Annotated in this window: 8 protein-coding genes, 1 other RNA gene and 1 pseudogene; 7 read left to right on the top strand and 3 right to left on the bottom strand. The window is 65.5% G+C overall.

The features are described from left to right. Positions 1-1,691 (bottom strand): annotated as a pseudogene (locus BC102111_RS16935) (hypothetical protein); the annotation flags it as partial. A gap of 270 nt (positions 1,692-1,961) precedes the next feature. After that, positions 1,962-2,519 (bottom strand): VanZ family protein, encoded by a 558-nt coding sequence (locus tag BC102111_RS16930; RefSeq protein ID WP_095376026.1) that lies wholly within the window; start codon positions 2,517-2,519, stop codon positions 1,962-1,964. Positions 2,520-2,800: 281 nt separating this feature from the next. Here BC102111_RS16930 and prfB point away from each other — a divergent pair, with 281 nt between their 5' ends. From prfB to ssrA, 6 genes are all read left to right on the top strand, one after another. After that, positions 2,801-3,919 carry a peptide chain release factor 2 gene (prfB, locus tag BC102111_RS16925; protein ID WP_009379560.1) on the top strand — a complete coding sequence of 373 codons (1,119 nt, stop codon included), beginning with the start codon at positions 2,801-2,803 and terminating at the stop codon, positions 3,917-3,919. Between the two features lie 216 nt (positions 3,920-4,135). Beyond that, positions 4,136-4,825 carry a cell division ATP-binding protein FtsE gene (gene ftsE, locus BC102111_RS16920; RefSeq protein ID WP_009379555.1) on the top strand — a complete coding sequence of 230 codons (690 nt, stop codon included), beginning with the start codon at positions 4,136-4,138 and terminating at the stop codon, positions 4,823-4,825. Then, positions 4,822-5,736, top strand: coding sequence for a permease-like cell division protein FtsX (gene ftsX, locus BC102111_RS16915; protein WP_009379553.1), 915 nt, complete (start codon positions 4,822-4,824; stop codon positions 5,734-5,736). The genes ftsE and ftsX overlap by 4 nt, the downstream gene beginning before the upstream one ends. 1 nt (position 5,737) lies before the next feature. Beyond that, positions 5,738-6,967, top strand: coding sequence for a M23 family metallopeptidase (locus BC102111_RS16910; RefSeq protein WP_009379551.1), 1,230 nt, complete (start codon positions 5,738-5,740; stop codon positions 6,965-6,967). 107 nt (positions 6,968-7,074) lie between these two features. Continuing rightward, complete coding sequence (smpB, locus tag BC102111_RS16905; RefSeq protein WP_009379549.1) at positions 7,075-7,545, top strand: SsrA-binding protein SmpB; 471 nt, start codon at positions 7,075-7,077, stop codon at positions 7,543-7,545. A gap of 156 nt (positions 7,546-7,701) precedes the next feature. Beyond that, positions 7,702-8,079, top strand: a transfer-messenger RNA (tmRNA) gene (ssrA, locus tag BC102111_RS16900). Between the two features lie 97 nt (positions 8,080-8,176). On the opposite strand, the gene BC102111_RS16895 is transcribed toward ssrA, so the two are convergent. Continuing rightward, positions 8,177-9,829, bottom strand: coding sequence for a thiamine pyrophosphate-binding protein (locus BC102111_RS16895; RefSeq protein ID WP_009379547.1), 1,653 nt, complete (start codon positions 9,827-9,829; stop codon positions 8,177-8,179). Positions 9,830-10,296: 467 nt separating this feature from the next. On the opposite strand from BC102111_RS16895, the gene BC102111_RS16890 reads away from it, so the two are divergent. Continuing rightward, the gene (locus BC102111_RS16890) at positions 10,297-10,884 is read left to right on the top strand and encodes a hypothetical protein (RefSeq protein WP_009379545.1); all 588 of its coding nucleotides are present in this window, start codon (positions 10,297-10,299) and stop codon (positions 10,882-10,884) included. The last annotated feature ends 51 nt before the right edge of the window (positions 10,885-10,935 follow it).

Below are 10,935 nucleotides of genomic sequence, written 5' to 3'. Positions count from 1 at the left end.
CCGGATCGGCCTGAGCATGAATGACGAGTTCGACGGCGCGAGCCTTGAGTTCGTCGGTGTATTTCACTGGCAAGAGAGAATCTCCTTCTTCCAATCTCCCTGCCTCTATTATCCCCGGGGCGATTCATGGCGTCGCCGGTGAGGGTGAGGAAGGGGACGGTGACGATGACTCCGGCCTGGTTGCGCATCGCCTCGGGCCCGGATTCCATGTCGACGAGGATGGCGTACTCGAGTACTACCGGTTGGGGGCGGCCGTGGGGGAAGAACGATGCCCCAGGTGGGTAGGGGGACTCAATGGTGGTGGCTGCAGGGTCGGTTCCATCTGGTTCGGTTCCCCGTGCTTCGATTCCGTTCGTTGCGGTTGCTGAGGCGTGGGTGCCGACCGGCGGCGTCTGCGTTTGTGCCGCTTTGGATTGGTCTGCGGCTGGGGACAGCGATGCGGCAGTGCCGGTCATGTTCGCCTCGGCTGCACGGTCGGGGGTGAGGAGGTCGGTGAGTCCGGTGATGGTGGTGTCGTCATAGTGGAACCGGGGTTCCCCGTTCTCATCGAGGAGCGGGGTTTCTCGGTGGGTTTCGATGCCGGTGATGGGGTCGAGTTCGCGGACTCGGATGGCCAGTTTCGGGTGGGGGCGGAGGAACATGTCGCACATGAGGGCGCTGATGGTGCGCTCGTCGATGATCTCGACCCCGGCGGGGAGGTTGAGGGTGGTGGTTTGACCGTTGTGGATGGCACGGGCCATGGCGTTCACGCGGGCGTAGGCGGCATGGATTTCATCAGCGGGGGCGGTGATGGACAGGCAGGCGGTGCCGTTGCCGAAGGTATCGACGTCGACGCGGCGGCGCTGGGCGGCGATGTGGGACCGGTCGTCGGGGGTTTGGAGGAGGTGGATGAGTTTGCGCAGCCCGGTGCGCAGGGTGTCACTGGTGACATCGGCACGTCTGGTGGCCAGGTGCTGGTCGAGGCGGGGGAGGTGTTCGAGGGCCACGGTTTGGCAGAGGTCGGCGGCGGTGATCATGTGGGCGAGGGTGAACTCGCTGGAGCGGGCACGGGCGGTGAAGCGGGGGAGTCCGTGGATGAGGGTCACAGCTTGGGTGAGGTGGCGGTAGGTTCGGGCGGTGGTGGTGCCGAGGATCGTGGAGATCGCCCCGAGGTGTTCGGTGGCGACGTGGTCATGGACCCACGCTGAGAAGGTCGTGTCGGGGGTAAATCCGGGGAAGTCGGGCAGGTCCTGGATTGTGGGGTGTTCGATCGTCGAGTCTGCCGGTGCTGAAAGCCGGGGTGATCCTGATTCGTCAGCGGGGACGGGGACGTGACCGGAATCTGCGGGTGCGGAAGGGGCAGTGTTCGATGTGGCGTCGGCTGATTCAGGTCGGGTAGGGGCATCGTTTGCGACGTGGCTGGAGTCCGGTTGTCCGTTGTGGCGGTTGAGGGTTTCGGCGATGGTGGCGAACCGGTAGGGGGTTCCGTCGGTGGGGGTGGGGTGGTCGTGGTCGTGGATGATCTCGGCGAGGATGTGGCCGGCGGTGAGTTCGAAGACGGTGAGGTGGGCGAGGTCGGCGGTGGTGGAGGCGGTGGCGAGGTCGGTGAGGTTCGATCCCAGGTGCAGGGTGTAGCGCGACGAAGCGACCGGGGTGGGGGCACCCGTGGTGGGGTCGTCGGGTCCGCTGAGATCAGCGGTGGTGTCGCGCATGGTGTGTCACCTGTCTCTGACGTCGTTGTCGGGGAAGAGCGGTGCAGGGGGATCGGGTCGTACGGAATGGGAATGGAGATCGTGGTTGCGTGTTTGAGGGGGTGTGTGGATGGCCTCTTGTTCTGTGGTGGTGGTCTGTGTGTTGTTGTGTTTCTATGGTGGCAGACGGCACTGACACGAGAATCAGGCGTGGTTGTGTTGGTGCGGGCGAGCGAAAGTCACGGCCCGCGCACCGGTGGTCAAGGTCTGAACAGATGGGCCGTAACGATGTCACGGAGAGTCAACCGTGGATGGCTCCCGATGCCGTCGTTCCATGCCCTTTGCCAGCAGCCACCGCAGGATCAGGGTCACGGTCAGGCCGCCAATGATGCCCATCCAGCCGATGAGGACTGTCGCTGAATTGAACTGCGACCTCGCCAGCACGGGTGCCGCATACTGGATCAGCTCGACGAGAACCGAAACCGCGAATGCCGCAACGGTGCCCCAAGCGATGGTGCTGCGGCGGGTGAGCAGTCCGCATGCGATGCCGAGAGGAAGGAACATGAGCAGGTTCATCGACTGCCAGTTCACTCCTGCGAAGGCACCGAGGTTCGGCAGAGCCCAGATCCAGACCCCCGAGGATGGCAGGGCGGCCTCTGCCGATCGCGCGTGGCCTGACGGCGTCAGTGTCAGCGACGCCACCAGGGCGAGGCTCGACAGCCAGCAGAAGATCGGAACCCGACGTTCGCCGAGGCGGCGCGCGAGGTGCGTCGCAACGACGAAGGCAATGGCGAGCCCGATTCCGAACGCAGGCAGGGCGTATGGCAGTGCATGGAGATATCGCGTCAATCGTGGCCCTTAGGTGGCGGGGTGTCGGTTTCTGGCGGGGCGTCGTCGCACACGAATCCTATGCGGTGCCCGCCGCCGGCGCTCCCACCGCCTCGGCGAGGGGCTCGGTCAGCCTCCGTACGCAAACAACGGCACGACCCGCCCGCAAACAACGGCGCGACCCGTCCGCAAACGACGGCACCTCCCGCCCGCCAAGAGCGGCAGCTCCCGTCTGCAATGGGTGGGAGGCGCCCACGCACGATGAACGACACCACCCGCCCATGGACTAGAATCGAGGCATTATGGCCACGACTGATCACGCTTCCGAAATCGCCAACCTCCGCCAGACCTACCAGGCGATCCTCGACGTCTCCGACCTGCCGACGCTGCGGGACGAGGTCGCCGAGCTCACGGAGGAAGCGTCGGCCCCCTCGTTCTGGGACGACCCCGATTCGGCGCAGAAGACCTCGGCCAAGCTCTCCCACAAGCAGGGCACGCTCGAGAAGCTTGAGAAGTTCGGCGAGCGCATCGACGACGCCGAGCTCCTCATCGAGATGTCCGAGGCCGAAGGCGATTCGGACTCCCTCGTCGAAGCCGAACGCGACATCGCCAAGCTCAAGGACCAGCTGAGCGAACTCGAGATCTCGACCCTCCTCTCCGGCGAGTACGACGAGCGCTCCGCCGTCGTCACCGTCCGCTCCGGCGCCGGCGGCGACGACGCCACGGACTGGGCTCAGATGCTCATCCGCATGTACATTCGCTGGGCCGAGGGCCGCGGCTACAACGTCCAGGAACTCGACACGTCCTACGCCGAAGGCGCGGGCATCAAGTCCGCGACGATCCAGGTCAACGCCCCGTACGCGTACGGCACCCTGTCGGTCGAAGCCGGCACCCACCGCCTCGTGCGCATCAGCCCCTTCGACAACCAGGGCCGCCGCCAGACCTCCTTCGCCGCCGTCGAGGTGGTCCCGCTCATCGAGTCGACCGACCACATCGAGGTCGACGAGAACGACCTCCGCATCGACGTCTACCGCTCCTCGGGCCCCGGCGGGCAGTCGGTGAACACGACCGACTCGGCGGTGCGCATCACGCACATCCCGACCGGCGTCGTCGTGAGCATGCAGAACGAGAAGTCCCAGATCCAGAACCGCGAGGCCGCGATGCGCGTCCTCCAGTCCCGACTCCTCGAGCGCAAGCGCCAGGAGGAGGCCGCGCAGAAGAAGGAACTCGCGGGCGACATCAAGGCGAGCTGGGGCGACCAGATGCGCTCCTACGTCACGCACCCATACCAGATGGTCAAGGATCTGCGCACCGGCTACGAGGTCAACAACCCCCAGGCCGTCTTCGACGGCGACCTCGACGGCCTCATCGAGGCGGGCATCCGCTGGCGCAAGCAGCAGGAGAACGCCGAGGAGGAGTGACCTCCGCACGCCGGTGACCGTGACAGCGGTGACCGTCGCAGCGGCGGCAGTCCCGCTGCCGACCGCTGTGCCGCCAGCCGCCGCCGACCCCGCAACAGCCGCGACTGTGAACTTCATCAGACGCGCAACACACGCCCAGCCGCCTCCCCGAACATCACGGAACTGTTACGTACAGTGGAAGCGGCCGAGCCATCCGCGACACGATTGAAGACCCTCTTGATCACATTCGACTCCGTTTCGAAGTCCTACGACACCCGCACCCGCAAGGCCCTCGACGACATCTCGTTCACGGCCGACCGCGGGGAATTCGTGTTCCTCGTCGGAGCCTCGGGGTCGGGCAAGTCGACGGTCATCCGCCTCATCCTCCGGGAGGAGGTCCCGACGAAGGGCCGCATCACGGTAGCCGGCAAATCGGTCGTGAAGATGCCCTCATGGCGCGTGCCCTACCTCCGCCGAGGCATCGGCACGGTCTTCCAGGACTTCCGACTGCTGCCGAACAAGACCGTCTTTGCCAACGTCTCCTTCGCCCTTCAGGTCATCGGGAAGTCACGCGCGGCGATGTCGACACTCGTCCCCGACGTCCTCGAGACCGTGGGACTGGCCGGCAAGCAGAAGCGCTACCCGCACGAGCTCTCCGGCGGTGAGCAGCAGCGCGTCGCGATCGCCCGCGCGGTCGTCAACAAGCCCGGCATCCTGCTCGCCGACGAGCCCACCGGCAACCTCGACCCGGCGACGAGTGCCGACATCATGGCCGTGCTCGAGAAGATCAACCGCAACGGCACGACCGTCCTCATGGCCACCCACGACGGCGAGATCGTCAACCGCATGGCCAAGCGCGTCATCGAACTCTCCGAGGGCCGCATCGTCCGCGACGTCGAGCACGGCTCGTACGGAGTCGCCTCATGAGGGCGGGCTTCATCCTCTCCGAGGTCGGCTCCGGCCTGAGGAAGAACTTCTCGATGGTGCTCTCGGTCGTCCTCGTCACCTTCGTCTCCCTCCTCTTCGTCGGCGCCGCGATCCTCCTGCAGATGCAGGTCGGACAGATGAAGGACTACTGGTACGACCGCGTCCAGGTCTCGATCTTCCTCTGCCCGCCCGACTCCGAGGCGACGAACTGCGTCGAAGGCGAGGTCACGGACGCACAGCGGCAGAACATCGAGGACGCCCTCTCCGGTCCCGAACTCGCCCCCTACGTCGACACCGTCTACTTCGAGGACAAGTCCGAGGCGTACAAGCACTTCCAAGAGCAGTTCCAAGGCACGAGCCTCGAGGGCACCGTGCCCGAGGAGGACATGAACGAGTCCTTCCGGGTCAAACTCAAGGACGCTGAGAAGTACGAGATCATCAAGGAGTACTTCTCCTCGACCCAGGGCGTCGAGGAGGTCGTCGACCAGAACCAGCTGCTCGACCGTCTCTTCGGAGTCCTCAACGTCGCGACCGTCGTCGCCGTCGTCATCGCCGGCATCATGCTCCTGTGCGCGATGCTGCTCATCGCCACGACGATCCGCCTCTCCGCGTTCGCCCGGCGTCGGGAGACCGGCATCATGCGCCTCGTCGGCGCCTCGAACGCCTTCATCCAACTCCCGTTCCTCCTCGAGGGCGTCATCGCCGCAGCGATCGGCGCGACCCTGTCGGCAGGTGCCCTCGGCCTCCTCGTCCACTTCGGGGTCAGCGGCTGGCTGCAGGACCAGGCGACCGGGTTCAACCTCGTCTCCGGCGTCGACGTCCTCATCGTCGCCCCGATCCTCATCGCCATCGGCGTGGTCATGGCAGGAGCGTCCTCGCTCATCACCCTGAACAAGTACACGAAGGTCTGATATGAGACGCAGGCTTCCCCTTCTCCTCACGGCCGCGGTGCTCGCGATCGTCCTGCCGGCCACCTCGGCGACGGCCGACCCCCGCGACGACAAGAGCAAAGTCGACGATCGGGTCAAGGAACTCCAGCAGGAGTTCGAGGGACTCGACGAGGAGCTCGCCCGGGTCATCGCCGAACGCGACGAGGCGAAGGAGGCCCTCCCCGCCGCAGAGGAGGCCTCCCAGCAGGCCGACGATGCCCTCGCCGAGGCGATCGAGAAGGACGAGGATCTCGCCGCCCGCCTCACCTCGGCGGAGAATGCGCAGTCCGACCTCAAGGAGCAGATCAAGGACGGCGCCGAGGAGATCGAGAAGCACCGCACGTCAGCGGCCCGGATCGGGCGCCAGGCCTACCAGAACTCCGGGATCACCTCCGACCTCGCGATGCTCCTGCAGATGGCGCAGGGCACGAGCGCCGACGGCGGCATCGGCCGCGTCGACTCGGCCGTGCGCTCCCAGCAGCGCACGATCGACAACCTCTCGGAGCAGCGGGCGCTCAACCAGAACAACGAAGAGCGCCTGTCCGGGGTCACCGACGAGATCTCCGACCTCAAGGACGAAGCCGCCGAGGCGGTCATCGCCAAGGAGGCCGCGCAGGCCGAGGCGAAGAAGAAGGCCGACGACTTAAGCGACCTCATCTCCGCCAAAGACGCCGCCGAGCAGACGATCTCGGACAACAAGGACAAGACCGAACAGCAGCTCGCCGACGAGAAGGCCGAGCAGGACCGGCTGGCGAAGAAGGTCCGCGAGTGGGAGAAGGAGCAGGAGAAGAAAGGCAACTTCGTCTACGGTGACGGCGTGCTCGCCAATCCGGCCAAGGGCTTCCCGATCACCTCGCAGTTCGGCTACCGCATCCACCCGATCACCGGCAACCGCAAACTCCACACCGGCACCGACTTCGGCGTCCCCTGCGGCACCCCGATCCGCGCTGCCGGCGACGGCATCGTCGTCTCCGCCGGCTGGGCCGGCGGCTACGGCAACCGCGTCGTCATCTCCCACGGCAAGATCAAGGGCAAGTCGATCGCCTCGACGTACAACCACAACACGAACGTCAAGGTCCGCGACGGGCAGAAGGTGAAGAAGGGCGACGTCATCTCGATCTCGGGAACGACGGGTGCCTCGACCGGCTGCCACCTCCACTTCGAGATCATGGAGAACGGCGGCTACGTCGACGCGATGCCGTTCATCTCCTGAGCCGGGTACCCCGGGTGCGGTACATGCGATAGACTTGTGGGTCTGCGTGCGACGACGGTATCGCATGTGACAGGCGCTGTCGGAGGAGAGCTGAGAGGAGGCCGACCATGGCGAAGGACACGGGCAAGAAGGTCATTGCGCGCAATCGCAAGGCACGCCACGACTACCACATCGAGGACACGTGGGAGGCCGGACTCGTCCTCACCGGGACCGAGGTGAAGTCCCTGCGCGAGGGCCGTGCCTCGCTCACCGACGGCTTCGCCCTCATCTTCCAGAACGAGGCGTGGCTCGAGAACGTCTACATCCCCGAGTACCTCCAGGGGACCTGGACGAACCACGCCGCGAGGCGCCGCCGCAAGCTCCTGCTCCACCGCGAGGAGATCCTCAAGATCTCCCAGAAGGTCAAGGAGTCCGGACGCACCCTCATCCCGCTCGAACTCTACTTCGACGGTTCCCGGGTCAAGGTCGAGATCGCCCTCGCCCGCGGCAAGCGCGAGTGGGACAAGCGCCAGTCGCTGCGCGAAGCCCAGGACAAGCGCGAAGCCGAGCGCGCGATGAAGTCCAAGCAGTATCTCTGAGCGGAAAGTGCCTCTGAACGATCAGCACCTCTGAGCGGTTTCCGCCACCGGTCGGGAATGCAATTGGATCGGCCGGTGTTGAGAGAGTATGCTGGTGTTCCTGTCCGATGGAACCTGTCAGCGCAGGTGACATGGACAGGATTGGCAACAGAATATGGGGATGATCGGTTTCGACGTTGGACACTGCGTCGGGAGAAGCGGGCCGAGAATGCAGAGTCATCTCGTTAATGTCCTCTGCAAAACAATAGGTGCTAAATCTGAAAACCGCACCGATTTCGCCCTCGCTGCCTGATAGAGCGCGAGCTGCGAATCCGTCAGCCTAGAGTTGCCTCTGCTCTAGATCCTGGCGTCGCTTAAGGGGCCACTGCTTCAGATGCACGTTGGGGGCATCTGAGGGACTCTTACCCAACTCCGTTCGTTGGTCTACGTGTTCGTGCGATGGCCAGAACCTAAGAGACTGCTTCACGAACTGCGCCCGGAGAAGTCCTGACAATCTGCCGACGGACGCGGGTTCGATTCCCGCCATCTCCACAATCACGACGGCCCCGTCCGCTTGGTGTTCACCAGGCGGGCGGGGCTTCGTCGTGCCCGGCAGCGGGCCCCTGTACCCGACGCCCCCACCGCGTGCGGCTCACGCGTTGATGCGGATGACCTCTTCCTGGTACGGCGCGATGACGCCGCCAGAGATGCGCAGGTCGAGGACGAGGAACCTCCGCTCGTCCACGGGAGTCGCCGCCCACTCCTTGAGGACCTCGAGGTCGGCGAGCGAGCGGACGACGACGCCCTGGCCGCCCGCGGCCGTGGCCAGGGCGGCGAAGTCGATCTCGTCGATGAGCATCGGCTCCGTCGCCAGCCCCTTGAGCCCGTAGAGGTTGACCTCCGCCCCGTACGCGGCGTCGTTGAAGACGACAGCGATCCCTCTGCCGCCCGCGGACCGGATCGCCGTGTCGAGGTCGGAGAGCGCCATCATCCCGCCTCCGTCCCCGGTGGTGAGCACGATCGTCGCCTCCGGGTTCGCCCGAGCGGCTCCCGCGACGCTGTGCCAGCCGAGCCCGATCGACTGGAACGCGGTGCCGACCAACGCCAGCCGGTCCGGCGCGCTCGGCTCCCAGAACATGTTCGCCCACGCGATGAAGTGGCCCCCGTCGGAGACGACGACCCGATCCTCGGGCAGAAGCTCGCCGAGGCGGGCGGCAGCGGCCCGCGGATCGAGCCGGCCGTCGGCGGCGAACTCCGTGCCGGCCTCATAGGTGCGGTCGGCTGTGGTGTCGACGCTCTCGCGCCACGTGCTCGGCCGGGCACCGGCAGCGCGCAGACGCGCAGTGAGCTCGGCGGCGGCCAGCCGGGCATCGGCGCGGATGAATCCGCCGACCCGGGCGTGCGTCGGTCGGTCGTCGACGTCGATCTGCCACACCTGAGTGCCGGGGGCGAAGAGCTCCCCGAAGCGCATCGTGAACTGGTTGAGCGAGGCCCCGATGACGACGGCGACATCGGCCTGCCGGACCCTCTCCATCGCTCCCGGCGCCCCGAACCCTCCTGCCACGCCGAGGTCGTACTCAGATCGCGGGAAGATGTTCCGCCCCAGCGCCGTCGTCACCGTCAGCGCCCCGGTCGCGTCGGCGAGCTCTCCGAGCTCCTTCGCCGCTCCTGCCAGCCATGCGCCGCGCCCGGCGAGGAGGATCGGACGCTCCGCCTCGGCGAGGAGTCCGGTCAGACGGTCGAGCGCGGCCTGCGGGAACTCCCCGGTCGGCGAGAGGGGAGAGGGCTCTCCCGGGCCCGGCACCTCGGGGATCTCCCCGATCTCGAGGGTTGCGACGTCGTAGGGGATCGCGAGCACCACCGGCACCCGGTAGGTCAGGGCGTGCTCGATCGCGGTGACGGTGGCAGCTGCCGCGTCGACGCGACCGACCGTGTACGTGCGCACGCCGACGGCTGAGGCCATCGCGATCTGATCGACATCCCACGGCCTCGGCCCCGATGTCGGCTCGTCCCCGACGACGAGGACGAGGGGCACGCGGGCCTGCGCCGCTTCGGCCAGCGCCGTGAGCGTGTTCGTGAACCCGGCGCCGTACGTCGTCGTCGCGGCCGCGATCCGCCCCGAGGTGCGGAAGTGGGCGTCGGCGGCGACGACGGCACCCGCCTCGTGGCGGACGGCGGTGTAGTTCGCCGAGGTGGTCGTGAGCAGGGAGTCGAGGAAGTAGGCGTTCCCGTTGCCCATGAGGCCGAAGACCTCGTCGATGTGGCGGGCGAGGGTATGGGCGACATGCGCCGAGGTGTGTGCCATGAGCGGCCTTTCGCGGAGCGGGATATGGAGAGATCCATATGTGTCTCACTCGCGCACCCGCGGCTTCGCGCTCTTTTTTCGAACGCCGGACTGTCATCTTCGCCACAGTCGGCGGAGCAATCGTCCTGACAGACTCGAATATAGGGCAATCAGAGTTCCGCGCCAAGTCAGAGCCGGTGTGGGCGCGAATGCGGCGCCGAATTTCAGATCCAGAATGCGAGAAATGGCTCTTGCATAGTTGGAAGAATTCACTTACTCAGAAGTAGTTAACTCCCAATACTTCTCGGTAATATAGATAATGAATTGGTCATTCACAGTAAAAGCATGATAAATATAGATAGCGAAAGATGTCGGGATGAATTCGCAGAACTGCGCTGAAAGTGAATTGGTCATTCATGTGAGCGTCATTCCTGTGTTTCCGACAATTCATCATGAATGGCACCGGTAGTGCTGGAAAGTGAAATCACATGAGAATCAATAAGAAGTCTGTCGTCGCAGGTGGAGCCGCTGTTGCACTGCTCGTCGGGGGAGGGCTCACGTTCGCCCGCTGGTACGACGAGGCGTCGCTGGGCCAGGATGCCGCTGCCGTGCAGTCGGGTGTGCTCAACTTCGCGATCGACAACCTCTCGTGCCAGTGGGCTGACGGCGGCGATAATGTCGCACCGGGTGACGCGATTGTTCCCGGTGACACCATGCAGTGCACCGGCAGCTCGAAAGTCGTGACGAATATCAAGGGAAAGAACCTCAAAGCGACGCTGAGCGCGGTTCCGACGGGTGACCTCGCAAAACTCGTCGACGACGAATTCGCGGTGCTCAAGACCACGGTCAACGGCAGCACCTCGCCGCTCGCGCTCACCGCCGCCGATGACGGTGCGACCTTCGACGTCGGCTTCTCCATCTACTTCAAGGAGTTCAAGGACTCCCAGGACAACTCGCTCAACCGCGAGAACCCGGGCACCGACTCTGCGCAGTGGTGGGGCAAGGACAAGCAGGCCTCGGACTTCTCGTTCAACACCGGCGACGTCAAGCTGCGCCTGGTCCAGAGCGACCGCTGAGACCGTCTCCTCCGGCACGGACTCTCCGTGCCGGAGGACACGCGCGAAGAA

Origin of the sequence: Brevibacterium casei CIP 102111, from assembly GCF_900169275.1 — a bacterium.
In the GTDB taxonomy this organism is placed as follows: domain Bacteria; phylum Actinomycetota; class Actinomycetes; order Actinomycetales; family Brevibacteriaceae; genus Brevibacterium; species Brevibacterium casei.
This window is presented reverse-complemented; position numbering and strand designations above follow the sequence as displayed.